Genomic DNA, 13959 nt, shown 5'->3' with positions numbered 1-13959 from the left:
CATTTCCCATCCAGGCGCCAGGATCGATGGAGACAGGTTTTATCAATCAGTCAAGTGCGACATGATGAGCGATAGAAGGGGGGATATCGATCATGCGTTGGAATTGGCAGCAAGACGATTGGCCCAATTTCGTGTTGGATGCGGCGGCGCTCCGGCAGGCGGAAGACGTCTTTCTGCACGGCAGCGGGGTCATCGTCGGCATTCTCCATCATGTCGATGCCGAGGAGCGTCAGGCTCTCGCGATCGAACTGATGTCTCAAGAGGTCGTCGATAGCTCGGCGATCGAGGGCGAGATATTGGATCGGGCGAGCGTGCAGTCGTCGCTCGCCAAGCAGCTCGGCCTCGCGACCGATCGCCGTAAGGCCAACGCAGCCGAGGCCGGCGCGGCCGAATCTGACGGATATCGGCCGCTACCGAACCCACGCGGACCCGATGTAGATCGTGTCCGGGCCGCTGCATGCGCCTCGCGTGCATTTCGAAGCGCCGCCGTCTGCCAGCGTACCGGCCGAGATGGCGCAGTTCATTGGTTGGCTCAACGAGACCGCTCCTGACGGAGCAGCGCCCCTGCCGGGAATCACGCGCGCCGGTATCGCGCATCTGTGGTTCGAAACGATCCACCCGTTCGAGGACGGCAACGGCCGTTTGGGACGGGCGATCGCGGAGAAGGCTTTGGTGCAAAGCCTGAAGGCTCCAACGCTCACGGCTCTCGCGGAGACGATCCACCGGCATCTCAAGGACCATTACGCCGCGCTTCATCGGGCGAGCCAGGACAACCGCATCGACGACTGGCTGACGTGGTTCGCGGGTATCGTGACTGATGCGCAGGCACGAACCACCGGGGCATCATAGACGATGTTGCAGATTGCGTCAGGCTGAACTTTTCCAAATCACCGTGTTCGCCCGGCGACGGCTTCGTAATGGAATCAATGGAGGCGGAGGCGATGAAGCCCGCGCGCTGGTTTGCCGATTACGGCATCGCCGCCTTCGTCCTGAATACCACCTCGATCCGACGCCCGCGCCGATGGACGCGTTCAAGCAGGCGGCGCTGGCGCGCTTCGCCGCCGCCGCGGTGCCAAAGCGAGAGGAGGGGGCGGACATTCCTGCGCCTCTGCCGGTGCTCGCCGATGCAAAGGCGGCGATGCGGCCGGTGCGCGCCTGTGCCGCGCGATGGGGGGGCGACCCCAAACGCGTCGTCTATGTGGGCTTTTCGCCAGGTGCGATCATGGGCGTCGATCTGGTAAGACTGCGGCACCGGGCACGATGCCGGACCTGTTCGCCGCCATCTATCCGTCGATGGCGGCGACGCCCGCCGCGCCGCCGCTGTTCGTCGCCGTGGCGAGTGATGACGAGCTGTTCGCCAAGCAGGGCTACGGTCTGCCCGACAGCTGGCGCCGCGCCGGGCGGCCGGTCGAGCTCCACGTCTACGAACATGGCGGCCACGGCTTCGGTTTCGACGGCAAGCCGGGCACGACCAGCTCTGGCTGGGCGGAGGCGCTGCTCGGCTGGCTCGGCCCGCACGGCTGGCTGACGACATGACACGAGCGGTCCGAAAAGGCTGCCGCGGGAGGATGACCATCTGACGAGGAGACGGGACGATGCGTTCGGCGCTATGGTGTGCGTTGAGTGCGATGCTTATGACCCAGTCGGCGAGGGCTGCTGTCGCACAAATCCTTCTGCTTGGAGCCTGGCGACTATCAGAAGCATCGTTTGATGGGGCCCACCTCGCCGGTCGGCCGGAGCTGCGATATTCATCGAGCCGGGGCTCTCGTGTAGATAGAGTGTTCTAAGGCGCGTCATATCCGCCTGACCGGTGTAGATGCACTTTGGTGGAGCGGGAAGGGCGGTCCGAATGGCCGACTTTGGGTCTTCGTGACGGAAGGGTAGGGCTGCCGCTCCCGCCCATTTGCGGACATTCCGGGGATCGAATAACCCGCAAACATGAAGACGTTGATCGGACTGCTTTTCGGCTTCTTTGGGGCGACCCTTTTCATATCGGCGCGACAAATCAGCCATGACACGACCCGCATGGCCCGTTCAGGTCGAGGATCGCTGACGGGGCTCGTTCCAGCGGGTGCCGTTCGCATTGCGGGCGTGGGGGGGGCTTCTCGCAGCCATCTGGCTGCCAAACTGAGCGCGCGCTGGGCACAACATGCTACCGGCTCGCGTCCGCTCTCGCCCATACCGAGTTGCTGACATTGACGCCACGTTGCCGCCCGCTCTCGAATGTATCACTCTTCGCCGATGCTGACCCTGATCAAACGGCTAGTGATTTCACTGCTTGGAGCGGGAGCAGCATCGGTCGCGGCATACCAGATCGTGTTCCGCCTCGCGTGGTGGCGGCAAGAAATTTCAGAGCTTCACACCGACGCATAAGCTGGCATGGGGCCGTTCTTCGGCGCAGCGTATGTCGCTCTAATCGTCGCACTGGTCAGTTTTGCGCTGCTATTCTGGAGTAGTCGGAGCGGGCGTTAGCATCCGCTTTCCCCCATAGGCGACACACAGTCTGCCCAGCATTTGGGTCACTGCCTCGGTCTCGCGTGATGAACGAATGGCAGAAAGCGGAAAGCGATCTGGCAGCTTCGAATGACGGCTATGGGTCGTTGCGCTTCGCCATACTGATGGCGGGTGTTGAACACATCGAGAAATTCACATGCATCGGCCCGAACATCCGAATTTTACTGAAGCCGTCCAACAAAAAGCGTCGCAGACTTTACCGCCCAATTGATCACTCACGCTCCCAAAACAGGCCGCTTGGAGCATGCGGGCACTCCGTTTCTCTATTTCGACAACACATTTCGCGAAAACACAATTGGGAACAGGTTTCTTGAAGACTAAGCCTGTCATGGATGACGGCGTATACAGTCACCAGCCGGTCCTATTCACGTTTCCGACCCAGAAGCCATGATCAGACGACCATCAAACGCGCTTCCTGCCCTCGCGTGGCAACGTCTTCAGTGCGTCACATGCCGCGTCTAGCGGGGATCCATGCCCTGCCGTCGCGAACGCAATGCCTGGCTCGCCGTGCATATCCTGCCGCAGGAAGTGTGGATTCGCCGTGCGATCGCTCGACAGGCGGCGTCGTGCGGCGTCGAGGTCGATGACGTGATACAGGAAAGCTATGCGATCCTCGCCCGGCTGCCGTCGGTCGAGGGGATCGCGGTGCCGCATCGCTATGCGGTCCAGGTCGCGCGGTCGGTCCTGCTGCAGCATATTCGGCGGGCACGAATCGTGTCGATCGACGCCGTTGCGGATCTGGACGCTCTGGACGCCCCCGCGGATGCGCCGACGCCGGAGGATCATCTGTTCGGGCGGCACGAACTGGCCCGTGTCGCGGTCGCGATCGAGGAGATGCCGGAGGACATCCGGCAAGCCTTCTGGATGCGGCGCGTCGAGGGGTTGCCGCAACGCGATATCGCGGCGCGGCTCAGCGTGCCGGAGAGTACGATCGAAAAGCGCATCTCTCGCGGCATAAAAATGCTGGCCGCACGCTTTTCGCGTGGAGGAAGCGATGCGTCCCGTGCATCTCCTTCCGACGCCCTCAGTATCGAAAGCCGTTCCACCGATGACCTTGCGCGAGACCGCGGCAGACATTGACGAGGCTGCGGCGCACTGGTCGGCCCGGATCGATCGTGGGCTGACGGCGGAGGAGGAAGCCGCGCTCGCGGCGTGGCTGGCCGGCGATATCCGCCGTGAAGGCGCAGTGGCGCGCGCCGAGGCTGCATGGCTTCATGCCGAACGGGCTGCTTCGTTGGGCGCGATGCCCGCTCCTGAAACAGCCCAGCCCGCCGATGAAGACGCTGTTTTCGTTCTCGCCGATCGTCGGGCCTCGCGCTCGCTATGGACACGCCGGGCGGCGCTCGTCGGAGGTGGTGCGATAGCCGCGTCGATCACGGGGGCGATGCTGCTGCCCCGCGCCGCGCCGCCATCCGAGCAGATCTTCACGACCGGCGCCGGCCAGATCGGGCAACTGGCGCTGGCCGACGGGACGGCGCTGGTTCTCGATACTGTGACGCAGGTAGCCACCAGCATGGATGCCGACCGCCATCATCTCCGCTTGATCGAAGGGCGCGTCCTGCTCGACCTCGCCCGGCAGGACGGCCGTCCCGTGACCGTGACGGCGCGGGGGATACCGATGCGTGGCACCAGGCTGTTCGCGATCGCAGCGCTGGCGAGCCAACCACTCGGCGTGATGGTCGAGCGCGGTCGGGTACTGGTCGGGTCTTCGGCCCGATCGATCGGGCTGGACGCAGGCATGAGCCTGTCGCTGCCCGATGGCGCAGGGCTGGCCGCCGCGACGATCCGGCACGTATCCGCCGCTGCCATGCGCGAGGCGATGCAATGGCGCAGCGGAATGCTCGCTTTTACCGGCATGACCCTGGGGCAGGCCGTCGCGCAGATGAACCGCTATGGCGGCGTACCGATCGTGGTGCCCGATGCGTCCCTCGCCATGGCGCCGATCGCGGGCGTGTTCCGCAACAACGATCCTGCGGGATTTGCCGCGGCCATCGCGGACAGCCTGGAGGCGCGCACCTTTCGGGACGCTGGCAGGATCGTCATCGCAAAATAATTTGCGCGGCGTGGAGGAAGAACCCCGCCGCCGCATCCTAACCGATGAAGACCAACAACGATCTTCCTGGGGTGGGAATAATGACCTTGTATATCCGTCACGCGGCGCTTGCCGCGCCGATCACGCTTGTCCTTGCGACACCGGCCTTCGCGCAAACGCGCCATTTCGATATCCCCGCCCAGCCTGCGGCGAGCGGCGTCGCGCAATTCGGCATGCAGGCGGGGTTGCAGATCGTTGCCCCGGCCGCGCGGTTGAGGGGCAAGACCGTGCATGCCGTAACCGGCGTGATGTCGCCCGAGGTCGCGCTGGCCCGGCTGCTTGATGGGACCGGCCTGCGGGTCAAGCGCTGGACGGGCACGATCGTCAGCCTGACCGACGATCCCGCACCACGTCCGCGCCCACGCCGAGTGGCATCGGCGCAGACCCGTCCGGCGGTGGCCGCCGAGGCATCGCCTGATACAACTAGCGCCGACATTGTCGTGAGTGGCAACCGTACCCGCTCCGTGACAGAAATGAAGCGGGACGAAATCCAGAAGATCCTGCCCGGCGTCAGCCCGCTCCGCGCGCTTCAAACGCTGCCCGGCGTCACCTTCACCAGCGCCGATCCCTGGGGCAATAACGAGCAGAACACCGTCCTTTTCATCCACGGCTTCAACGGGCAACAACTCGGTTATACGCTCGACGGCGTGCCGCTCGGCGATCAACAATATGGCAGCTTCAACGGCCTGTCGCCGCAGCGCGCGATCATCTCGGAGAATGTCGGTCGCGTGACGCTGGCGACCGGTGCGGGCGATCTGGGCACCGCCTCGACCAGCAATCTGGGCGGCACGATCGACGTCTTCTCAGCCGATCCAGCGAAGACGGCAGGCGGCATGGTCCAGCAGACGCTGGGCAGCTATGGCACGTCGCGCAGCTATGCGCGGCTCGACAGCGGCACGTTCGGCGATAACAACCGGCTCTATGTTTCGGGCGTCCGCCAGCGTGCCCGCGCCTGGGACTTCGACGGTATCCTGAGCGGATGGCAGGCCAATGGCAAGTTCGTGCATGAGGGCGCGACGACGAAGCTGACGCTGTACGGCGCCTATTCGACGAAGAAGGAGCCGAACGAGGATCTGGTCGTCAGGACGCTCTTCGACACGGCCGAACCGCGCTACACCAATCCGTCCTTCTATCCCGATTTCAAAGGGATGATGAACTATATCAACTCGCCCGCCTATGCGGCGGACGGGGCCAATACCCGCAATTACTATTCCGCCGCGCATCGCACCGACTATCTGGCCTATGCCAAATATCAATGGCAGGTCGACGACCATGTCCGCCTGACGGTGCAGCCCTATTTCCATCACAATGACGGGGTGGGCATCGTCGCGGGACCGATCACCGTCGCCGGGCTGCCGCGCCTGTTCTCCTATTATTATTCCGCGACCACGACCGAGACTGCGGCACAGACGCTCGCCCGGCTCAACGGAATCGCCGGCGGATCGGGGCTGGCGACGCGGACCACCGAATATCGGATCAATCGGGGCGGCGCGATCCTGACGCTGAACGCCGATCTGGGCGACCACCGGATCGAGTTTGGCGGCTGGTACGAGCGGCTGGGCCATGATGCCACGCGCCGCTGGTACGGGCTGGACGTCAACGCCCCGACCACGCCCTATGAGGTGCCAATCGACGTCGCACCGCCGCTCATTACCCAATATCAGGGCCATGTCACCTCCGACGTCATGCAGGCGCATCTGCAGGATAGCTGGCATGTCACGTCGCGCCTGACGGTGCAGGCCGGGTTCAAGAGCGCGTTCCAGAATGCACGTCAGTCGGTGCCGGTGCAGCCGATCCCCAATTCGGTCGCGGGTACGCTGGCGCTGCCGGTCGGGCGGGTGAACACCGCGCGCGCCTTTCTGCCGCAATTCGGTGTGTTGTGGCAGGCTACCGATCATGAAGAGCTGTTCGCGAACGTTCAGCAGAATATCCGTCAGTTCCAGATCACGCCGACCTCGAGCATCTCGCCCTTCGGCCTGGGCAGCCAGGCCGCCTTCGATCTGTTCAAGAACGGAACCAAGCCCGAAACGAGCTGGACCTATGAGGCAGGCCTGCGCGTCCATCGCCCGCTACACCTCGGCCCCGTGACCGGGTTCGATGGTCAGCTGAACGTCTATCATGTCGACTTCCAGAACCGCCTGCTCGCCATCTCGCCGTCGCTGTCGACCGTCGCGGCATTGGTGCAGACCAGCGCGATCATCCAGAATGTCGGCAGCGTGAAGACGGACGGTGTCGACGTGGCGGGCACGCTCCGCTTCGGTCTCCATGTCTCGCTCTACAACGCGCTGTCCTACAACGTGTCGCAGTTCCAGAACGACTATCTCGATGGTGGGATGACCATCGCCACGGCGGGCAACGACGTGCCGGGCAGCCCGCGCTGGATGAACAAGACGATGCTGACGCTGGAGGCCGGGGACTTCGACGCACAGCTGATCGGCGACTATCTGGGCAAGCGGTACGGCACCTACACCAACGACCTATGGGCGGATGGCTATTACACGTTGTCGGCGCGGCTCGGCGGGCATTTCCCGCTGACCGACCAGTTGCGCGGTAAGACGCTCGATCTCAACCTCAACGTCACCAACCTGACCAACAAGAAGGGCGTGGCGACGCTGATCCCGGTGCTCGCGTCGTTCGTCCAGCTGCAATTCCCGCTGGCGCCGCGTCAGGTGTTCGTCACCGCTGGAGTCCGTTTCTGATGCACGCGGCGGCCCTCGATCGGCGCACGCTGCTGGCGCTGGGCGGTGCCGGCCTGGCGTCCGCTGCCTGGCCGGTCCAGGCGCAGGAGGCCCGCCGCAACCCCGCCGTGATCGGGCATCGCGGGGCCTGCGCCCTGCGACCCGAACATACGCTGGCGTCCTATGCGAAGGCGATCGTCGATGGCGCCGACTATGTCGAACCCGATCTCGTGCCGACACGTGACGGCATGCTGGTCGCGCGGCACGAGAACAACATTGCCGAGACGACCGATGTGGCCGCCCATCCTGAGTTCGCCGGGCGCCGCACTGAAAAGACGATCGACGGCCAGAAACAGGTCGGCTGGTTCACCGAGGACTTCACCCTTGCCGAGTTGAAGACCCTGCGCGCCCGCGAGCGGATGCCGACGGTGCGACCCGCCAATGCCGCTTATGATGGTCGGTTCGACATCCCGACCTGGGCGGAGATCGTCGATTTCGTCGCAGCGGAATCGAGCACCCAAAACCGTCCGATCGGGCTGGTGCCCGAATTGAAGCACTCGACCTATTTCCGCGGTATCGGCCTGCCGCTGGAGGATCGCTTCCTCGCCAGCATCGCCGCGCACGGCCAGCTGCGGCGGGGGCCCTTGATCGTCCAGTCGTTCGAGATCGCCAATCTCCGTTACTTGCGCAGGGCGCTCGGCCGACCGGGCAATCTCCAGCTGATGCAGTTGACGATCGGCTTTCCGCTCTCGCCCGCCGATGTCGCGGCGAAGGGCGGCCGGGTGACCTATCCTGAGATGATGACACCAGCGGGGCTGGCAGACATCGCCACCTATGCCGACATCCTGGCACCGGACACCCGCGCGCTGATCCCGGTCGATCCGGCGGGGCGACTGGGCAAGCCGACGCCGATCATCGCGGACGCCCACCGCGCCGGCCTGATGGTCATGCCCTGGACCTTCCGGCCGGAGAACCAGTTCCTGCCGCCAGCGCTGCGGGAAGGCACCGATCCGAACCGGCGAGTGCCAGCGGCGTCCATCACCGAAATCCGCGCCTATCTCAAAGCCGGGATCGACGGCTTCTTTACAGACGATCCTGCCATCGGCCGGGCAGCGCTTCACGCGACGTGACGGATAGCGAATGGGTCTACCGCCCGCATCGCCAGCGAGCGTGAGGACAACAAATCCGCTAATCACGCGACCGGCGATGATCCCGCGTCGGGCCAAGGGCGTTGGGCAGTGGCGCTCACAGCGAACGCCCTTCAGACAGCGTTTTGAGCTGGTCGGCCATCGCGCCCCAGCCGCCGTCGAAGCCCATCGCACGATGCTGCTCCACCGCCTCGTCTGTCCAGTGTCGGGCGGTGGCGGTAAAGCGGGTGCCAGTGCCGTCCGCCGCGATCTCGAAAAGCCCCACCATATATGGGCCACTCGGCTGCCAATCCCCAATGAAGGCGTCCGAGAACACGAAGCGCCGTTCCGGCTGAAAATCAAGAATGATGCCCTCGTTCGGAATCTCTTCTCCGTTCGGCCCGTGCATCACCACCAGGCTGCGACCACCCGGACGCCAGGCGATTTCGCGCGCCTCGGCACGCCAAGGGAGCGGACAGAACCACTCTTCAAAGCGGTCGATCATCGTCTTCCAGACGTGGGCGACGGGTGCCTCGATATGTCGTTCGACACTGAGTTCACGGTTCATCTTTCTCTCCCTTACAAAGCAGGACGACGTAGCGTTTGAGATGCCGCACGCTGGCACGCGCGGGCTCGGGATCGCTGGCCGCCGAAGCCGTGTCAGCTAGTCGCGCGCATACGGCAGCCTTTTTCAATACAATCCCCCATTCCGTGCTCTTCAATCACCTCGGCCGATCCCTACACCATGCCGCTTCCCTGATGAACGAATGGCGGATGTTGGGAACGACGTCGCCGGCCCTGAATGGCCGATTCAGGGTCATCAATTTTGTTCGCGACCAACCCTTTTCGACACAGCTGTCGACTTGAGGGCAAGCTGCGCCTTGACCCGCTCGGCGGCCTCCATCACGCGCAACACGTTGCCGCCCGCCAGCTTGGAGACGTCCGCATCGGACCAGCCACGGCGCATCAGCTCGGCCAGGAGCGCGGGGTAGGTCGAGACGTCGCCCAGCCCCTTGGGCAGCGTCGCGCCGACGCCGTCGAAGTCGGAGCCGAGCCCGACATGGTCGACGCCGGCAACCTTGGCGACATGGACGATATGGTCCGCCACCTGCGCCAGCGTCACGGTGGGGGCGGGATGCGCACGGAGCCAGGCGGCGTAATCGACGGCTGCTTTCTCCGGCTGGCCGATGTCGAGCCCGTTGTACGGCGGCGAGTTGAGCCGCGCCTTCTCCGCAAGCGAGTCGGCAGACCAGCGGCGGTAGGCGTCGGCGACATAGCCGGGCGCATAGTCGACCATCACCACGCCGCCGTTGCGCGCCACCAGCCGCAGCACGTCGTCCGAGACGTTGCGCGGGTGGTCGTTGAGCGCGCGCGCGCCCGAGTGCGAGAAGATCACCGGCGCGCGTGTCACTGCCAGCGCGTCGCGCATTACCCGCTCGCTGACATGCGACAGGTCCACCAGCATGCCGAGCCGGTTGAGCTCAAGCACCACCTTGCGTCCGAAGTCGGTGAGCCCGCCGTGGCGCGGATCGTCGGTGGCGGAATCTGCCCAGTCGATCGTGCGCGAGTGGGTAAGCGTGAGATAGCCAGCACCCAGCGCGGCATAGGCGCGCAGCACGGAAAGGCTGCCGTCGATCTGTCCGCCGCCCTCCACCCCGATCAGGCAGGCGATCCGTCCCGCCGCATGCGCGCGGCGCACGTCGGCGGCGGTGCGCGCGAGCGCGAAGGTATCGGGGTAGCGGTCGGTGAGCGAGCGGACGAGATCGATCTGCTCGAGCGTCTGCTCCACCTGCTCCTTGCCGGGTAGGTCGGGCGAGACCCACACCGACCAGAACTGCCCGCCGACCAACCCGCGCCGCAGCCGCGCGATGTCGGTGTTGTAGGCGGGGTCCTTCGCGTCGAGATCGCGCAGGTCTATCGTCCAGCGTTTCTCGCCCTCGCGCTCGCGCAGCGCCTCGGCCCAGTCGTTGTGGCCGTCGATCAGCGGCGTCGCCTTGAGCACGCGCGCCACGCGCGCGGCCTCGTCCTGCGCGGCGGCGGGGGTGGCGGCGAGCAGAGCCGCGGCGGCGAGCAGCGCGGCGCTCATCGCGCCACCGCTGCGGCGCGGACGTGCGGGCGGGGCGTTATCATCTTCGGCGCCCGCGTCGCGCTGGCCGTGGTGGAGCGTCAGCAGTGATGTCATCGATTCCTCCTCGGCGGGCGCTGTCAATTCAACGTACCGGCTTATTCGCGAGCGGCGCAAACTTGGCTTATCGCAGCCTGACAGCTGTTGGCGACCGTCGAACCCCCATTTCGGCCGCTGTGTGAATCCGCACGTTATTTTAAACACCGGCAGCCACCAACGCGCAGCAGTCCCGTTTCTCCGCGCCTGACGGCTATTTCAGGAAACTGCCTTTGAAAAACGGCTCCGCTGACACGCTTTAAAGATTGATCCTGCCTTTGCCGTCCTGGCGCACCTTCGTTTTAGGAACGTTCCACGCTCCGTTCGTAGCTGCTCGTCACCATGCTGCCGCAAATGCATCGCAGCAAATGTTCCGGTCGGATCGATCAGCGAACTGACGCAAGCAACGCAACGGCAGCGGAGTAGGCATTGCAAATGCGCTGGTACAGCCAAGAGTGGACTCGCTCGATCGCTATTCCCCTATCTACTCTATTGCTCTTGGGGATACCTGCTGACCAGGCGCCAGCTTCGGACCGTCGCGTTTCGGCCCCTGCCAACCAGCTATCCGATTGGGGAACCCCCGTCATCGGCCGACTCAGCAACGGCGTCCGCTTTGCGATTCTTCCTCGACGGGGCAGCGAGCCGGGTGTCGCGCTGCTGATGCGCAACGAAGGCGGCTTCATCGCCGAGCATCGCCCCGGCGAGCGGGGATTGGCGCATCTGATCGAACACATCGTCTTTCATAGCCCCGTGGCCGGTGCGCCAGACGAATTCGATCACCTGAGGCGGATCGGCGTTCCACTGACTTTACCGGCACCGAATGCAGGTTCCACATCATGGCGGGAAACGAACTATTATCTCTCGACCAGAACCACGGCCCCCGGTGATCTGGACACCTTGCTGGCCCTGTTCAAGGATGCAGCCACGGAGATGACCTTTCGTGCCGATGCCGTCGATGCGTCGCGTGGCGAGGTCATGCGAGAAATGGCGGACAAGAAGCTCGGTAACGACATCTATGCGAGCTATATCGCGGCGATAGCGCCCTGCTCGCCGAACGACGTGATCGACGCGCAGAACTCGGACGACGTGCCGACCGCTAGCATCGATACCATTCGCGGCTTGTATCGGCGGCTATATCGTCCCCAGAAGATGATGATCGTGGTGGTCGGCAACGTGACGGCCGATGAAGCGAGGGCGTTGATCGAGAAGCGTTTCGGCGATTGGAAGCCGATGGCACCTGAACCACGCCAGGCAGCGTTTCCGACTTTTCGGCGTGATCGCATTCGTCCCGTCAGCATCTCAGCGCTTCCGCAAGGACGCCGAACCGCGCTGGTGACCGTCGTCATGCCGACCCCGGCGCCTCCTTCGTCGCGAAACAGCCAGGCACGGGCCGAAGTGATGGACCTCCTCGTCACGCGTGCCGTGAACAATCGGCTCCGCGCGCTTCAGCCTGACAGTCCAGGTGGCAAGGTCGGCATGTTCATCGAGAACGGTGAACAGGGTCAACGCCAGATCATGCTGTGGGATAACTTCACCGACGGCGCATGGCGGGGGGCAATCGCAGGTTTGAAGGATACGACGTGCGATCTCGCCGCATCCGGCTTCACCGCGAGCGAATGGGCCACGGCCAAACAGAACCTGCTGTCGGATTTGGTGCTTCGCGCAGCAGAAGTGCCAAGGGCGTCGAACCTCGACGTGGCGAAAGACCTCTCCCACGCACTTGCCGATAGCCGCAACCTGATCCCACCCGATGAACTGCTGCGCTATGCGCGCGCGATGATGCCGCAAACGGACGCGCGTTCCGGAAGCAAATGGTGGCGTCGGCAGTGGCGCAGCGGCGTGGAGCATTTGCGCGTGGAAGCGCCTGAATTGGCCTTGATCGCCGACCCGATCTCCGCGATCCGAATTGCGGCAAATGGGACAGGTTCCGCTCCTGCTTGCAAGGTGCGGTGATGGAAATCAGGTGTCTTCCTTTCCCATAACCGCATCACAACGAGCTTTTGGGAAGCCGACGACATTCCCGGTTTACCATCGTTTGCGGGAAGGCAGGACGGGCTTATCGTTGTTGCCAAAGGAGCCATTCATGAAAGCAGAGTGTCAGTGCAGCCGACTAATGGTCGAGCTTCCTGGCCCCACGCCCGCCGTCGTCGCGTGCCATTGCACCGCCTGCCAGCGGCGCACCGGATCGCCCTTCGGCTTGTTGGCCTATTATCCCGCCGATCAACTGACCATCGTCGGAGAAGCTCAAGGCTATGAGCGGCCTACTGATGAGGGTAACACCTTCGAGACGTTCTTCTGCCCGACATGCGGATCAACTGTCTATGCACGGGCGGGCAAGCACCCGACCGTGATTGGCGTTGCGGTCGGCACGGTCGCTGATCCTGATTTTCCGCCACCCGTTCGGTCGGTATGGGAGCAGACGATGCATCGCTGGGTTACTGTGCCCGCTGATGTGCAGCATTTCCCCAAGGGGCGAGGGTAACTTTCCGAAACGCGATCCTCGTGGGAAAGCGCCGCCTCCTTAGATATTCGGCAACAAGGGCCTGATAGCGCTTGATCGGGGACGTTCGGAAAGACACGCTTTGGCGTACCTAATAGAGGTTCGTAGTCGAGGACGGTATCAACGGGGTGGTAATGCAGATCGAACATGCCGGCGTACAGCCACGGGTCCATCAAACTGCGCGGGTCGCGCCGACTGCCGTTATCTGCGGCGATGTGGCTATCGGTCCAAACTGTTCCATAGGCTTCGGCGCGGTGTTGACCGCCGAGAGTGGCCCCATCCGCATCGGCTCGAATTGTATCATCATGGACACCGCCGTCCTGCGGGGGGTCAAAGGAAGCCCGCTCACACTCGGCGACAATGTGTTGGTCGGGCCGCGGGCTTACCTCACCGGGTGTTCGATTGACGATGAGGCTTTCCTTGCGACCGGCAGCACCGTGTTCAATGGCGCGGTAATCGGTCGCGGTGCCGAAGTGAGGATCAACGGCATAGTCCATCTCCGAACGGTTCTTCCAGCCAACGCGACCGTGCCCCTTGGCTGGATCGCGGTAGGTGACCCAGCCCGTATATTGCCTCCCGAAGCTCATGACGAAATTTGGGCCGTACAGAAGCAACTCGACTTTCCACGATTTGTATTTGGTGTGGAGCGTCCTCCTGAAGGGCAGACGATCATGCCCGATGTGATGCCACGCTATGCGGCTGCGCTTCGGCGCGGTCATGATCCTGATAAGATCATGGGCTGAGGCGCAGTTCGGCCATGTCCTGATCGGAGTGAGCGACCTCGATCGTGCCGCAGCCTTCTACGATTTAGTGCTAGCACCGTTGGGACTGGCTCGGCGGGAGGTAGTGCCGGACGGCGACCCCCCGTCACGGTGTGGGCGCATGCC

The 13959-nt window shown here is 63.9% G+C and carries 12 protein-coding genes; 10 read left to right on the top strand and 2 right to left on the bottom strand.

Annotated features, from left to right (window positions below):
* The first annotated feature begins 92 nt into the window (after positions 1-92).
* From A7E77_RS18155 to A7E77_RS00675, 7 genes are all read left to right on the top strand, one after another.
* Positions 93-551: a DUF4172 domain-containing protein gene (locus tag A7E77_RS18155; protein WP_063685184.1), complete on the top strand. Its 459-nt coding sequence runs from the start codon at positions 93-95 to the stop codon at positions 549-551.
* Entirely contained in the window at positions 511-849 is a 339-nt protein-coding gene (locus A7E77_RS18150) for a Fic family protein (protein WP_063685182.1), read from the top strand. Before A7E77_RS18155 ends, A7E77_RS18150 begins: the two co-directional genes overlap by 41 nt.
* A 411-nt stretch (positions 850-1260) precedes the next feature.
* A complete protein-coding gene (locus A7E77_RS00695) occupies positions 1261-1536 on the top strand; it encodes a hypothetical protein (protein WP_063685180.1) in 276 nt (91 codons plus the stop codon).
* Between the two features lie 1449 nt (positions 1537-2985).
* Positions 2986-3594, top strand: coding sequence for an RNA polymerase sigma factor (locus tag A7E77_RS00690; protein WP_063685178.1), 609 nt, complete (start codon positions 2986-2988; stop codon positions 3592-3594).
* Positions 3569-4567 (top strand): FecR family protein, encoded by a 999-nt coding sequence (locus A7E77_RS00685; RefSeq protein WP_192930000.1) that lies wholly within the window; start codon positions 3569-3571, stop codon positions 4565-4567. The genes A7E77_RS00690 and A7E77_RS00685 overlap by 26 nt, the downstream gene beginning before the upstream one ends.
* An 80-nt stretch (positions 4568-4647) precedes the next feature.
* On the top strand, positions 4648-7305 hold the full coding sequence (locus tag A7E77_RS00680) for a TonB-dependent receptor domain-containing protein (protein WP_226341790.1): 2658 nt from the start codon (positions 4648-4650) through the stop codon (positions 7303-7305).
* The gene (locus tag A7E77_RS00675; protein ID WP_063685174.1) at positions 7305-8414 is read left to right on the top strand and encodes a glycerophosphodiester phosphodiesterase; all 1110 of its coding nucleotides are present in this window, start codon (positions 7305-7307) and stop codon (positions 8412-8414) included. The genes A7E77_RS00680 and A7E77_RS00675 overlap by 1 nt, the downstream gene beginning before the upstream one ends.
* Before the next feature lie 115 nt (positions 8415-8529).
* On the opposite strand, the gene A7E77_RS00670 is transcribed toward A7E77_RS00675, so the two are convergent.
* Positions 8530-8979 carry an SRPBCC domain-containing protein gene (locus tag A7E77_RS00670; protein WP_063685172.1) on the bottom strand — a complete coding sequence of 150 codons (450 nt, stop codon included), beginning with the start codon at positions 8977-8979 and terminating at the stop codon, positions 8530-8532.
* Positions 8980-9231: 252 nt separating this feature from the next.
* The gene (locus A7E77_RS00665) at positions 9232-10497 is read right to left on the bottom strand and encodes a dipeptidase (protein WP_063689591.1); all 1266 of its coding nucleotides are present in this window, start codon (positions 10495-10497) and stop codon (positions 9232-9234) included.
* A gap of 510 nt (positions 10498-11007) precedes the next feature.
* Here A7E77_RS00665 and A7E77_RS00655 point away from each other — a divergent pair.
* From A7E77_RS00655 to A7E77_RS17175, 3 genes are all read left to right on the top strand, one after another.
* Positions 11008-12525: a M16 family metallopeptidase gene (locus A7E77_RS00655; RefSeq protein WP_078462182.1), complete on the top strand. Its 1518-nt coding sequence runs from the start codon at positions 11008-11010 to the stop codon at positions 12523-12525.
* Between the two features lie 130 nt (positions 12526-12655).
* On the top strand, positions 12656-13054 hold the full coding sequence (locus A7E77_RS17180; RefSeq protein ID WP_078462181.1) for a GFA family protein: 399 nt from the start codon (positions 12656-12658) through the stop codon (positions 13052-13054).
* Positions 13055-13206: 152 nt separating this feature from the next.
* Positions 13207-13815: a gamma carbonic anhydrase family protein gene (locus A7E77_RS17175; protein ID WP_078462180.1), complete on the top strand. Its 609-nt coding sequence runs from the start codon at positions 13207-13209 to the stop codon at positions 13813-13815.
* The last annotated feature ends 144 nt before the right edge of the window (positions 13816-13959 follow it).

It is taken from the genome of Sphingomonas sp. NIC1 (assembly GCF_001638925.1).
Classification (GTDB): Bacteria; Pseudomonadota; Alphaproteobacteria; order Sphingomonadales; family Sphingomonadaceae; genus Sphingomonas; species Sphingomonas aquatilis.
Note: the sequence above shows the minus strand (reverse complement) of the source record. Positions and strands in the feature narration are given on the sequence as shown.